This is a genomic window from Algoriphagus oliviformis (assembly GCF_017254915.1).
In the GTDB taxonomy this organism is placed as follows: Bacteria; Bacteroidota; Bacteroidia; order Cytophagales; family Cyclobacteriaceae; genus Algoriphagus; species Algoriphagus oliviformis.
Genome location: NZ_JAFKCT010000003.1, coordinates 470,866 through 483,411, shown reverse-complemented (window position 1 = coordinate 483,411; position 12,546 = coordinate 470,866). Strand labels below are relative to the sequence as shown.

At 51.0% G+C, this 12,546-nt stretch carries 13 protein-coding genes and 2 tRNA genes; 8 read left to right on the top strand and 7 right to left on the bottom strand.

What is annotated here, in order from left to right; all coding sequences use genetic code 11:
* Positions 1-27: 27 nt before the first annotated feature.
* The 5 genes from J0A68_RS10395 to J0A68_RS10375 all read left to right on the top strand — a co-directional run bounded on the left by J0A68_RS10395 (position 28) and on the right by J0A68_RS10375 (position 3,773).
* Positions 28-1,854: a TonB-dependent receptor plug domain-containing protein gene (locus J0A68_RS10395; RefSeq protein ID WP_206578142.1), complete on the top strand. Its 1,827-nt coding sequence runs from the start codon at positions 28-30 to the stop codon at positions 1,852-1,854.
* 142 nt (positions 1,855-1,996) lie between these two features.
* Positions 1,997-2,071 (top strand) — tRNA-Val (locus tag J0A68_RS10390).
* Positions 2,072-2,098: 27 nt separating this feature from the next.
* Positions 2,099-2,173: transfer RNA gene (locus J0A68_RS10385), tRNA-Val, on the top strand.
* 221 nt (positions 2,174-2,394) lie between these two features.
* The gene (locus tag J0A68_RS10380) at positions 2,395-3,009 is read left to right on the top strand and encodes a hypothetical protein (protein WP_206578141.1); all 615 of its coding nucleotides are present in this window, start codon (positions 2,395-2,397) and stop codon (positions 3,007-3,009) included.
* 254 nt (positions 3,010-3,263) lie between these two features.
* Positions 3,264-3,773 carry a hypothetical protein gene (locus tag J0A68_RS10375; RefSeq protein ID WP_206578140.1) on the top strand — a complete coding sequence of 170 codons (510 nt, stop codon included), beginning with the start codon at positions 3,264-3,266 and terminating at the stop codon, positions 3,771-3,773.
* A gap of 227 nt (positions 3,774-4,000) precedes the next feature.
* Here J0A68_RS10375 and J0A68_RS10370 read toward each other — a convergent pair whose 3' ends face one another.
* Positions 4,001-5,263, bottom strand: coding sequence for a replication-associated recombination protein A (locus tag J0A68_RS10370; protein WP_206578139.1), 1,263 nt, complete (start codon positions 5,261-5,263; stop codon positions 4,001-4,003).
* Between the two features lie 167 nt (positions 5,264-5,430).
* On the opposite strand from J0A68_RS10370, the gene J0A68_RS10365 reads away from it, so the two are divergent.
* Entirely contained in the window at positions 5,431-5,676 is a 246-nt protein-coding gene (locus J0A68_RS10365; protein WP_206578138.1) for a hypothetical protein, read from the top strand.
* Positions 5,667-5,960, top strand: coding sequence for a type II toxin-antitoxin system RelE/ParE family toxin (locus tag J0A68_RS23150; RefSeq protein WP_206578137.1), 294 nt, complete (start codon positions 5,667-5,669; stop codon positions 5,958-5,960). Before J0A68_RS10365 ends, J0A68_RS23150 begins: the two co-directional genes overlap by 10 nt.
* Positions 5,961-5,992: 32 nt before the next feature.
* On the opposite strand, the gene J0A68_RS10355 is transcribed toward J0A68_RS23150, so the two are convergent.
* The 6 genes from J0A68_RS10355 to lpdA all read right to left on the bottom strand — a co-directional run bounded on the left by J0A68_RS10355 (position 5,993) and on the right by lpdA (position 11,348).
* Complete coding sequence (locus tag J0A68_RS10355) at positions 5,993-7,006, bottom strand: threonine aldolase family protein (RefSeq protein ID WP_206578136.1); 1,014 nt, start codon at positions 7,004-7,006, stop codon at positions 5,993-5,995.
* Positions 6,996-7,958, bottom strand: a complete 963-nt coding sequence (locus tag J0A68_RS10350) for a glycerophosphodiester phosphodiesterase family protein (RefSeq protein WP_206578135.1) — start codon at positions 7,956-7,958, stop codon at positions 6,996-6,998. The genes J0A68_RS10355 and J0A68_RS10350 overlap by 11 nt, the downstream gene beginning before the upstream one ends.
* Positions 7,951-8,406 carry a DUF2721 domain-containing protein gene (locus J0A68_RS10345; RefSeq protein WP_206578134.1) on the bottom strand — a complete coding sequence of 152 codons (456 nt, stop codon included), beginning with the start codon at positions 8,404-8,406 and terminating at the stop codon, positions 7,951-7,953. Before J0A68_RS10345 ends, J0A68_RS10350 begins: the two co-directional genes overlap by 8 nt.
* Before the next feature lie 97 nt (positions 8,407-8,503).
* Positions 8,504-9,328, bottom strand: a complete 825-nt coding sequence (locus J0A68_RS10340) for an anti-sigma factor (RefSeq protein WP_206578133.1) — start codon at positions 9,326-9,328, stop codon at positions 8,504-8,506.
* The gene (locus J0A68_RS10335; protein WP_206578132.1) at positions 9,328-9,861 is read right to left on the bottom strand and encodes an RNA polymerase sigma factor; all 534 of its coding nucleotides are present in this window, start codon (positions 9,859-9,861) and stop codon (positions 9,328-9,330) included. Before J0A68_RS10335 ends, J0A68_RS10340 begins: the two co-directional genes overlap by 1 nt.
* A gap of 89 nt (positions 9,862-9,950) precedes the next feature.
* Positions 9,951-11,348 (bottom strand): dihydrolipoyl dehydrogenase, encoded by a 1,398-nt coding sequence (lpdA, locus tag J0A68_RS10330; RefSeq protein ID WP_206578131.1) that lies wholly within the window; start codon positions 11,346-11,348, stop codon positions 9,951-9,953.
* Between the two features lie 292 nt (positions 11,349-11,640).
* Between lpdA and fabG the strand changes: the two genes are divergently transcribed.
* The gene (gene fabG, locus J0A68_RS10325) at positions 11,641-12,387 is read left to right on the top strand and encodes a 3-oxoacyl-[acyl-carrier-protein] reductase (protein ID WP_206578130.1); all 747 of its coding nucleotides are present in this window, start codon (positions 11,641-11,643) and stop codon (positions 12,385-12,387) included.
* Positions 12,388-12,546: the final 159 nt, after the last annotated feature.

Genomic DNA, 12,546 nt, shown 5'->3' with positions numbered 1-12,546 from the left:
TTTGGGTAAGATTTTATACCCAATCTGATGAAAAAAATCCTTTTGACTGGCGGCTTGGCGCTGCTGTGGTTTACCGCAAAAGCCCAAACCGACACGACTACCCAAAAGCTGGATGAGGTCCTCATCCAGGAAAACCGCATCCAGCTTCCCTTTTCGAAGCAGAGCCGAAACATCTCCCTGGTGGATCGGCAGCAGATCGAGACCACTCCCGGCCGGAGCCTTCCCGAGGTGCTGGCCTTTGTGCCGGGGGTGGACATCCGGCAGCGCGGCGTCACGGGCGTGCAGGCCGATATCGGGATTCGTGGCGGTTCCTTTGAGCAGACGCTGATGCTGGTAAACGGCATCAAGCTCAGCGATCCCCAGACCGGCCACCACATGATGAACATCCCCGTGCCCATGGTCAATATCGACCGGGTCGAGGTGCTGAAAGGCCCGGCTTCACGGATTTTTGGACAAAATGCCTACACCGGCGCGGTGAATGTGATCACCAGCCTTTCCGATACGCGGAGCCTTAGATTGCAGGGCTATGCCGGGGATTTTGGGATGAAAGGCATCAGCCTTGCCGGGGCTTTGCCGGCAGGCAAGTACAAGCAAAACCTTGCCATCTCCTACGACGACTCGGATGGCTATCAGTACAACTCCGACTATCAGGTGACCAACCTTTTCTACGAAGGCGGGATAGACCTCAATGCCAAAAACGCCATTCGGGGCATGGTGGCCTATGCGGATCGGACTTTTGGAGCGAATGGCTTCTATGCTTCTACCTTTCCTGACCAATGGGAAAGCGTGCAGACTACCCTGACCTCGCTGAGCCATACCTACGCTTCGGGAGATTTTAGCCTCCAGACCCGCGGCTACTGGAGAAGAAATGAGGACGAGTACCGATTGAAAAGGAACGAGCCTACTTTCTACCAAAATTTTCACACCTCGGATGTCTTCGCCCTGGAAACCAACGGAACCGTCAAAAGCAAGCTGGGGACGGCTGGCTTCGGGGTGGAAGTGCGGAAGGAGCAGATCGAAAGCACCAACCTCGGCAACCATGACCGGGTGCTGAGCGGGATCTTCTTGGAGCAGATGGTTACCCTTGCGGAGAAAGTCGATATCCGCGGTGGCTTGTACTCCAACTACTATTCGGAGTATGGCTGGAAGCATTTTCCCGGAGCGGAAGTGGGCTTTCAGGCGACAAAATCTATCCGTCTTTACTCCGGAATCGGCTCCAGCTTCCGCATTCCGACCTACAACGATCTGTACTATGTCGGGCCGACGAATATCGGCAACCCCGACCTACAGCCCGAGCAGGCCCTTTCGTTTGAGTTTGGAGGAAAATGGAACCGTGACAACTGGAGAGGGGAGCTGGTGTACTTCAACCGTCACTCCGAAAACCTGATCGAGTGGACGCGGACTTCCTCGGAGGAGCCTTGGCAGCCGCAAAATTTCAACGAAGTCACTTTCAACGGCGTCGAGGCATCAGCCTACTACCGCGTCAATCCCAGCAATTCGGTGGTGCAGCTGAAGGAGCTGATGCTTTCCTACAACTACATCGATGCAAACTTCATCGCCCAGCCGGGCGTGGAATCCCGCTATGCACTCACGGCTTTGAAAAACCAGCTGATCGGCGGCCTATTGGTCGGCTTTGGAAAAAAGATCGAGTGGAACACCAAAATGCGCTATGTAGAGCGGGTGAGCCAAGATCCCTACTTTGTCCTGGACATGCGGGTGGACTACAACAGAGTGGGCAAGCTGGGCTTCTTTGCCGAGGCGTCCAACATCACCAATACCGACTACGTGGAGGCTGGTACCGTGCAGATGCCCGGGAGATGGTTTAGGGCGGGGTTTATGGTGAATCTGGATTGAGGTGAAACGCCTGGGGCATCAGGATTTTTTCATTCTCATTTTCAATGAATTGAGTGATTGTTTTCTGGAAATATCAAACAGGGTATTGACTAGAAAGGAATAGCGGTTACCTTTGCATTCCCTTTCGGACGGAAAGGGAATCGGAAGTTTAGCTCAGCTGGTTCAGAGCATCTGCCTTACAAGCAGAGGGTCGGGGGTTCGAATCCCTCAACTTCCACATTTTATTACCCGATTCAAGATATTCGGAAGTTTAGCTCAGCTGGTTCAGAGCATCTGCCTTACAAGCAGAGGGTCGGGGGTTCGAATCCCTCAACTTCCACATCAAGCCTCAGAAGATTTCTGGGGCTTTTTTATTGGTTTGAACTTTGTGGAATCGCAGGTTTTCAGATCAAAAACTTTTAATGGCATCTTTTTCAACCAATCAAAAATCCCATTTGGACGGATAGGCGAAATTCTTAGATTGGTCTATCTTCATGTAGGTTACCCGTGGACAATTGCGATATCTGTGCAAGCGGGTGGGTACTGGTATACACTCATTTGATGGCAAGTTTTTCAAAAATGAAAAAGGGGTTTTTATTTTTACAGATGGTGGTTTTCTCTGCCTGCTATGGGCAGAATTCAGCTCAAAGAACCGTGGAATTTTATGCTCAAAATATCCTGCCGACCAAGAACGGAATTGTAGTTAGGTATGATGGGCGAATTGAAAAGGCCGACAGTAGCTACAATGAATTGGCCCATCTGATTTTAGTGGAGTTCTACAGGTGTAAAGCCGACCCAAGGGGTGACAACAATGATGACCTCAAAATAGATTCGGACGAATGGGTCGAATTGTCAATGACAATCCGCAAAGAAGTGTTCATATCTCGACCAATGTTTGAAGGTAGATTAATCAGTCCTCCAAACATAAAAAGCCGGAAAAACCTCAAGTACAAAGATCTCAAAGGAGGGTTTGTTAGGTACTATCCTAAAAATCTGTTTCATAGGGTCTTTCCGGTAAAGTTCAACTTGACCGTGGAGCCTATAGTCTCATATAATGGCAGTGACTATGTATGGTTGAAAGTTAGCAAGAATGATTTAGAGTATGGTAGTTGGTATTTTTTTGAACTTAATGAACAGACCGTGTTGGATTGGTGTGAAATAGGTTGGATACAATAGTAAAAATATCAATACAATATCCGCTAGTCCGGGGCTGTTTCAAGGTGTGCCTATGCTATCGGGAGGGTCGGGGGTCGAATCCCTCAACTCCCACATCAAAGCCTCAGAAGATTTCTGGGGCTTTTTTGTTTTTTAATGGTTTGAACCCAGGTCGTTGAAGAATTTTTAGATCTACTTTCAGAAAAAAAGTCGGGAAAGTCTCTTCGCTCAGATAGAGAAATCCTTATTTAGGGGCAGCGCTACTCAAGAGACCCTTGGGAACAACCGCAATATTGACGCAAGTGGCGGGGAGAATTTCTATATACAGGGAGGCTTGCAAAAAAGTAATGAGAAAGATATTCATTGGGTTCATATTCATTTTTATAGCCTGTAGAGAGGAAGTAAAACAGGCGCAGGAATTTTCAATATCAATTGAAGAACCTCTGATTTCAGAGATTCCAACTGATAGTTATGATATTAAAATTGCAGTCGATAGGATAGTAGGCCTTCTCAGGTCTAAAAACGCTCCTATTGACAGTCTCTATTTAAAGAACTATCAAACTGATTCGATTCCCTGGACTTTTCAAATTCAGCATTACACAACTTTTGTTTATGAATTTCAATGGGCGCGTGAACAAGAAAGAGTTGATTCACTATTGAAAGTAGATTCAACTGAATGTGTTGAGTATAAGATGATACCTGCTACAGGAAATATAAGTGGATATGACAGGTGGATTGAATATTTTCCTGAAACGGGGGATATTAATGACTATCCGTTCCAGTAGAATTAAAAAACATGGCAACAATGCGTGTAGATTGGGGTGGATGAGGCGATGATTCAAGGTCTTAGGCATTTCTCAAAGTCTGGTTTAGGTTGTTGAAGAAATGCCTTGAAAATCGCCACAAGCCAGATGCGAGTCGTTGTCTGCCGAAGGGAGTAATTGTGAAATATACCTTGGGTCAGAGAAAGGTCAAGGATTTGCTGGTGTCATATTTTAACCTTCTGGTTTTCTTAATAGCCGTATTTCCCCTTCCACTTACTCGACAGATATTTCCTCAACTCGTTTTCCCGCGCGTTTTCCCCCGGTTCGTAGAGCTTGGTGTTTTTGATTTCGTCCGGCAAAAACTCCTGAACTACAAAATTGCCGGGGAAGTCGTGGGAATACTTGTAGGCTTTGCCGTAGTTCAGATCCTTCATCAGCTTGGTGGGCGCGTTGCGGAGGTGGAGCGGCACGGAGAGATTGCCGGTTTGGGAGACCAAGGCCTGGGCTTGGTTGATGGCCATATAAGCGGCATTGCTCTTGGGAGAGCTGGCCAGGTAGGTCACGCACTGGGAGAGGATGATCCTTGCCTCCGGGTAGCCGATGATCTTGACCGCTTCGAAGCAGTTGGTGGCCAAAAGCAAGGCGTTTGGATTGGCGTTGCCGATGTCCTCGGATGAGAGGATGACCAGCCTACGGGCGATGAACTTGACGTCTTCTCCGCCTTCGATCATTCGGGCCAGCCAATAGACGGCGGCATTGGGATCGGAGCCTCGGATGGATTTGATAAAGGCCGAGATGATGTCGTAGTGCTGCTCCCCGGATTTGTCGTAGAGTGCGACTTTTTGCTGGGCAATCTGCATCACCTTTTCGTCGGTGATCACGCAAGGGTTTTCGTTGATCCCGTCGATGACGATCTCCAGCAGGTTGAGCAGCTTGCGGCCGTCGCCGCCTGAGATGCGGAGCAGGGCGTCGGTTTCTTGGAGTTCGACTTGGATTTTCTTCAAGTCCAAATCCTTTTCCAAGGCCTGTCGCATCATGGCGACCATTTCTTCTTTTCCGAGTGCGTTCAGGGTGAAAACTTGGCAGCGGGAGAGCAAAGCGGAATTCACTTCGAAGGAAGGGTTTTCCGTCGTCGCACCGATCAGGCGGATGGTTCCCTTTTCCACAGCACCAAGCAACGCGTCCTGTTGGGACTTGTTGAAGCGGTGGATCTCGTCGATGAACAACACCACGCCCTGCTGGAATCGGGCTTTCTCGATCACTTCCCGGATGTCTTTCACGCCCGAACTGATCGCACTCAGCGTGTAAAAAGGCGCTTTGATCTCGTTAGCGATGATGTTGGCAATGGTCGTCTTGCCTACGCCGGGAGGTCCCCAGAGAATGAGGGAAGGCACATTGCCGGACTTGATGGCCTTGTGCAGGAAAGACGAGGGCGAGGAGAGATGCTCCTGTCCGATCAGGTCTTCCAGTCGGGTCGGGCGCATTCGTTCGGCTAGGGGAGTGGGGTTCATGGGCGAAAAACTCAGTGGCCTGCAAGTTATAAATCTTCGATACCGCTATAGTGATAGGATGATCTAAAACTGACAACTTCCATCTCAATTTGCCAGCGGTGTAACTATAGAGACTCTTTCTTCCTTGATAAATTGCATTGACAGGGTCGAGATCAAATTTCATATATTTGAAAAAAGCCTTAGCTATGGATGTACAAGCGGAAAAATTGCGGTTGATCGAGTGGCTGGCAGGAGTCAATGACCAGTCGGTGATCGAGAAATTGCTTGCTTTTAGGAAGCGGGCTGAAGGTGATTGGTGGAAGGAGCTTGATCCTGAGGAAAAATCCGAAATTGAGGAAGGGCTTTCCCAAGCGGACAAGGAAGAGGTCGTTTCCCATGAAGAAGCCATGTCACGATATCGAAAATGGCTCTGAAGGCCGTCTGGACGAAGAGAGCCCAGACAGGATTTTCAAAGATCATAGACTATCTCGACACAAATTTTTCAGAGCGGGAGATCCGCAAATTTGTCCGACAGTCCCAAGATTTTTTTGACTTGCTTACCCAGCATCCAGAACTGCTGGAAGAATCGCGAAGTAGAAAGGGCTTGTTTCGCGGGCCGATGAATAAACACACCATTCTTACCTATCGGGTTGATCGTCGGAAAAACCAAATAGAGCTAATCAACATCCGTCCTGCGAGAATGAAGCCTTTGAAATAGGCTTTGGCAGATTTGTCCCCTCGGCCTCCGAATCAAATTTCTTTGACTCTCCTCCCAAACTCCTCCAGCTGTTCATTCCCGAAGTCATGATGGGTGACGAAGCGCACCAAGTCTGGCCCGAATTTGACGGACCGAATGTCTTTTTCTGCCAGCTTTTTCATAAAGTCTTCCGGAGAGACCCCTTCCAGCCTGGCGATGACAATATTGGTGGCCACGGGAAAAACCTCGTTTACGACGGACAATGAACCCAGCATTTCGCCCAAAGCCCGGGCTCTCGCATGGTCTTCTTTCAGCCTTTCTACTTGGTTATCGAGCGCATAAATTCCCGCTGCAGCCAGAAATCCTGCCTGTCGCATTCCCCCTCCGAAAACCTTTCGGACTTTTCTCGCTCGCTTAATGTCTGCTTTGGAGCCTAATAAAACTGAGCCAACCGGACAGCCCAAGCCTTTGCTCAGGCAGATGGAGATGGTGTCAAAATGGGCTCCCCAGTCTGCGGGGTTTTCCCCCGTCTCGACCAAGGCATTGAAAAGCCTTGCCCCGTCCAAGTGGAGTTTGATGCCTTTTTCCTTGCAGAGGCGATGGATAGGCTTGATCTCTGCGAGGGTGTAGATGCTGCCGCCGCCCTTGTTCATGGTGTTTTCCAGCGAGACCAGCGCCGTCTCCGGGGCGTGCACATCGTCCGGATTGATGGCTGCGGCGATCTGCGAGGCGGTGATTTTTCCCAGATTTCCCTCCAAAAGCTTCACCGAAGCCATCGAATTGGACATGATGCCGCCGCCCTCGTAGAGGTAGATGTGTGAATGCTGGTGGCAGACCACTTCCCGCTGTGGGCCGGTGTGGAGGCGGATCGCGATCTGGTTGGTCATGGTGCCGGAGGGGCAAAAGAGCGCCGCATCCATGCCGAAGCGCTGGGCAATTTTTTCCTCCAAGGCATTCACGGTCGGATCCTCACCAAACACATCGTCGCCCACCGGGGCGGAAAACATGGCCTCTTTCATGCCCGGAGTCGGCCGGGTCACCGTGTCGCTTCTCAGATCAATCAGCATGGTTGAAGTACTTGGATTTGGAACTGGTTTTTGGAGCCAAAGTCTGGATGGCTGCCGCAGCCTCGATGGGACGGTCCGTGGCTAGGATGTCGGCACCGTTTTGGACAAAAGTGGCATAAAGCTCGTCGCCGCGGGCTTCGGCGCTTTTGTCCAAGTTGCCGAGCACGCCCAGAATGGTGAACACGCCTCGGTCGTGTAGGGCTTTGTTGAACTCGGGACTCCGCTCCGCCAAGCCGGTAAAGGCGATGGCGCGATCCCAAGGGATTCCCGTTTCTTCCATTCGCTGGATTTCTTCCTCATTTCTGATGGTGATCGACAGCATCAGCTCAGGTGCGAGGGAATGGAGTTTTTTGGCTGCCGCAAAGGAGTAGGTGATCAGTGCGGCATGTGCCTCGGATTGGGTTTCATGGACTTCTTCGACCACTTTTTCGAAAGGGACAGATCGCTTGATGTCCACGGTGAGCAGCACTTTTCCCTTAGACCAAAGCAGGGCTTCTTTCAGTGTAGGCACCTTGAAATCGGTCAGTTTTCCGTCGTTGTCTTCGAGCAAAAGTCCTTGGATGTAGTCATAGGTGACTTCTTCTACTTTTCCCGTGCCGTTTGTCGTGCGGTCTAGGTCATCGTCGTGCATGAGGACGAGGACGGAGTCCTTGGTCATGGCCACGTCCAGCTCGATGATGGTGGGCGTGTGCTTGATCACGTTGGCGAAGGTCTCGATGGCATTTTCCGGAAAGCCCGGATAAGGCCCGCCCCGGTGCGCCGAGACCAGGGGAATGCGGTCATTTTTCCATGAATAGAAATCGCGGGTCTCTTCCAGGGAAGAAACCGAGATCAGGTGTGCCGCTGCTTCGGCGGGCTTTTCTCCCGACGCATCCACCTGTACCGTATCCTGTGGCTTGCAAAATGTAAAAAGGCCGCTGCAGGCCAGTATCCAAAGTAGTCGTTTATTCATCCTCTTTTTTGTTGTCCTTTTTGAAAAACAGATCCAAGCCACTAGTTCTTTTGCCAAAAACCTCCTCCATATCCGAAAGCTCCAGGTTGAGCGCTTTGGTGGAGATCTGGATCTCGATCAGGGAAATGCCCAAGGCGATCAGCAGCGAAGCCATGCTCAGGACAAAGACCCAGTTGGCGGCAGAAGTGTAGCCTTGGAAAAGCAAGAACATGCAAACCACGCAAAGAAGAAAGCTGAAAACTCCGAACAGCTGCATGTTTTTGATGAGCGTCAGCCGACGGCGCAGGTTGTGGAGCTGCTCGGCGATGTGCTTTTCGGGTTCGTTCACGTAGTTTTTGTGCAGGCCGCGGATCAGCGTGGCGATGGCCAGGAAGCGGTTGGTGAAGGCCAGCATGAGCAGCGTGATGGCCGAAAAAAGCAGGGCAGGGGTGGAGAGTTGGAGTTCCATGGTTTCAAAATAGCATCGACAGGGCTTAAGTTCATCAAAAGCCACGAAAAAAGCCCGATTTCAAAACCGGGCTTTGGGAATTCGGAATGGTTGTTTTCTACGAGACTTCGCCCAAAACCACCAGCTTGTCCAGTGTCGGGGATTGGGATCCCCCCTTGGGTTCGATGGTGATGGCAAAGGCCCCCGCTTCGGCTACGGCTTGCATTTGCTGCAGCGTAAACTTCTCTCCCGGATCGACCAAGCCGATTCCTACCGGGCCATCCTTTCCGATTGCCCATAGCTGGTAGTCAAATTCCGAGGAAAGCAAATTGAGCGTATTGACCGCGACAAAAACCTCCTGAGCCTCTTGGTCCCAAAGGACGTCGACCCGAGCGTCTTTTTGCATGGCGAGGCTTTCTCCTTTCATCTCGACCTTTTTGAAATCACCCGAGAGCAGGCGTTCCAAGCGGGAGTCCGATTCCTCGAAGTCAAGCCGAACCTGGTTTAGGTTTCCTGCCATTACCTGTTGGTCTTGGAGCAGCGCGATAAACTTCTCCTCGGAGTCGTAAAACTTGCCGGCAAAGTAAATGGCTGCCGCACTGGCCAGCACGGCGACGAGAGAGGCAGCTACCGCAAAGCTCTTCCAAGGGGAAAGTTTGACCGTAGGCGCTTCCGCAGGGGAAGCCTGTGGCGCAGCCGGGATTTCATCCTTTGCGAATTCATCCTCCAGACTCGCGAAAATCCGGTCCTTCACCTTTGCGGAGGGAGTCACAGCCGATGCTTGGTCAAAGGAAAGCATGGTGTCCTCCAGGGCGTCGAGCTCCTGCTGGATTTCGGGATGGGCCTTAGCCAGTGCCAGCACTTCCTCGCGCTCACGCTCAGTCAGCTCGCCCAGAAGAAAGAGCTCGAGTTTGCCTGATGCTATGTAGTCTTGAATGTTCACTAGATGCTGTCTAAGTTCTTTTTTAATACTTGAAGGGCTGCCCGGACGCGGGACTTGACGGTGCCGAGGGGAATGTCAAATTCCTCCGCTATTTCCGAGTGGGTGTAGCCTTTGAAATAAATATACTCGATGATAAATCGCTGATCATCGCTCAAGTCAACCATGAGCTCTTTCACTCCTATCGCCTCTATCTTTTCCATGGTTCCGGAATTGCTTTCGAGGCCATATACGAAATCATCGATGGTATTGGTCTTAGTGGATTGTGAGATTTCTTTGGATCGGAGCTTGTCGATGGCTGCGTTGCGGCAAATATTGGACATCCAGGTATAAAGGCGTCCCTTGGATTCGTCGTAAAAATCGATCTTGTGGATGATCTTCAAAAACGCATCGTGGAAAACCTCCTCGGCGATGTCATGGTCGTAGATGATCCTGGAGATCACGCCAAAGAGCGCCCTGGAGTATTTTTCGTAGAGGTATTCTGTCGTTTTCCGGTCTTTGCCTCGCAGTCCGGCGATGAGTTCATCTTCTTGCAAAAGTGGTAGGGTCGTAGTGGAATACTCCTAAAAGTAAAACACCAGGCTCAATGTTTAAGCCTGGTGTCGTTTTATTTTCAAAATAGTTTTTACAGGTGGATCACCTCGTCGTATGCTGCCGCGGCTGCCTCCATGATTGCTTCGGACATGGTCGGGTGCGGGTGTACGGTCTTGATGAGCTCGTGGCCTGTGGTCTCCAGCTTGCGGATGGCGACGATCTCGGCGATCATCTCGGTCACGTTGGCACCGATCATGTGCGCGCCGAGCAGCTCTCCATATTTCTTGTCGAACACCAGCTTCACAAAGCCGTCTTTTGCGCCTGCCGCAGAAGCTTTGCCGGAGGCGGAGAAAGGAAACTTGCCGATGCGTACCTCGTAGCCGGCAGCTTTTGCCTTGGCTTCGGTGAAGCCCACAGAGGCGATCTCCGGAGCACAGTAGGTACAGCCGGGGATGTTGTTGTAGTCCAATGGCTCGGGATGGTGCCCGGCGATTTTTTCCACGCAGATGATGCCTTCGGCAGAGGCGACGTGCGCGAGGGCTGGGCCAGGGATGACGTCACCGATGGCGAAGTAGCCCGGCATGTTGGTCTTGTAGTACTCGTCTACCTTGATCTTTCCTTTGTCCACCAGGATGCCCACGTCTTCGAGGCCGATGTTTTCCAGGTTGGAGACCACGCCAGCGGCGGACAGGACGATGTCGCATTCCAGGGTTTCCTCGCCTTTGGCGGTCTTCACGGTGACTTTGCAGCCTTTGCCTTTGGTATCCACGGCGGTGACTTCAGAGGAGGTCATGATGGTCATGCCTGCCTTTTTGTAGAGTTTTTCCAGCGTCTTGGATACTTCCTCATCCTCTACTGGGACGATTCTGTCCATGAACTCCACGATGGTGACCTCGGTGCCGATGGACGCATAGAAATAGGCAAATTCCACCCCGATAGCTCCGGAACCCACCACGACCATTTTCTTGGGCTGCTTGTCCAGGGTCATCGCCTTGCGGTAGCCGATGATCTTTTCGTTGTCGATTTTCATCGAAGGCAACTCCCGAGAACGGGCGCCGGTAGCGATGATGATGTTGTCGGCGGAGTAGACAGTCTTCTTGTCTTCTTTGTCGGTGACTTCGACTTTTTTGCCTGGCTGTACTTTGCCCCAGCCGGAGATGACTTCGATCTTGTTCTTTTTCATCAAAAAGGTCACACCCTTGCTCATCCCGTCGGCTACCCCACGGCTTCTTTTCACCATTCCGGTGAAGTCTGCCTCGGCGCCTTTTACCGTGATGCCGTAATCTGTCGCGTGGTTGATGTATTCAAAAACCTGGGCGCTTTTCAGGAGGGCCTTGGTAGGGATACAGCCCCAGTTGAGGCAGATGCCGCCTAGCTCGGCAGCTTCCACGATGGCTGTTTTGAGACCTAGTTGAGACGCGCGGATGGCGGCTACGTACCCGCCTGGACCGCTACCCAGCACGATCAAGTCAAATTTTGTCGAAGACATATCTAAAATGGGTTTGATTACGAATTGAAACTCTGCAAAAATAGGCCTTTTGGCTTCAGAAAAAAATCTGATTTAAGGGCTTGGGATTCAGGGAAAATGGCTTTTGGATGAAGATTCATGGCTATTTCGGAGCTTATTTTGGAATTTTGGGAATTGCCCTCCGTTTATTTTTGAAAAAATGAAAAGGCCGGGATAAACGCTTGGCCGCCAGTCCGCAGCCGGATATGCTGAGGTGGGCAATCGAAAGTTTGGGAGTTTTTTCTAATTTTGGCCAAACAAAATTTTATTCTTCATGGGATTACTTTCAGGAAAAACCGCCCTGGTCACCGGCGCCTCCAAAGGCATCGGTAGAGCCATCGCGATCAAATATGCCCAGGAGGGCGCTAACGTCGCCTTCACCTACCTTTCCAGCGTAGAGAAAGGCCAGGCTCTGGAGTCCGAGCTCGCCGCTTTTGGCGTGAAAGCCAAAGGCTATCGCTCGGATGCGTCCGACTTCAAGGCAGCCGAGGAGCTGATCAATGCCGTGGTGGCGGATTTTGGGACGCTGGATATCCTTATCAACAATGCCGGGATCACCCGCGACAACCTCCTCATGAGGATGACCGAGGAGTCTTGGGACGAAATCATGAACGTGAATCTGAAGTCCTGCTTCAACACCGTGAAGGCGGCCACCCGCACCATGATGAAAGCCAAGTCCGGCTCCATCATCAACATGACCTCTGTGGTCGGTGCCAAAGGCAACGCCGGCCAAGCCAACTATGCTGCCTCCAAGGCTGGAATCATCGGCTTTACCAAGTCTGTGGCTTTGGAACTGGGCTCCCGCAATATCCGCTGCAATGCCATCGCGCCTGGGTTTATCGAAACCGAAATGACCGACGTCTTGGACGAAAAGACCGTGCAGGGCTGGAGAGAGGCTATCCCTATGAAGCGTGGAGGTAAGCCGGAAGAAATCGCCGATGCCTGCGTCTTCTTGGGCTCTGACATGAGTACCTATATCTCAGGCCAGGTGCTTCATGTGAATGGCGCGATGTATACTTGATTAGCGATTTTTGATTTAAGATCTACGAGCGGCTGGGGAAACTCAGCCGTTTTTTGTTTTCTTGTGTGATAGTGCAAAAAAGTAGTTTTGGATAGCGATGTATCTTTTCGAGTATCTGGGAATAATTTATTGCTGGTTTGCTAAAAACCTAGTCCATCT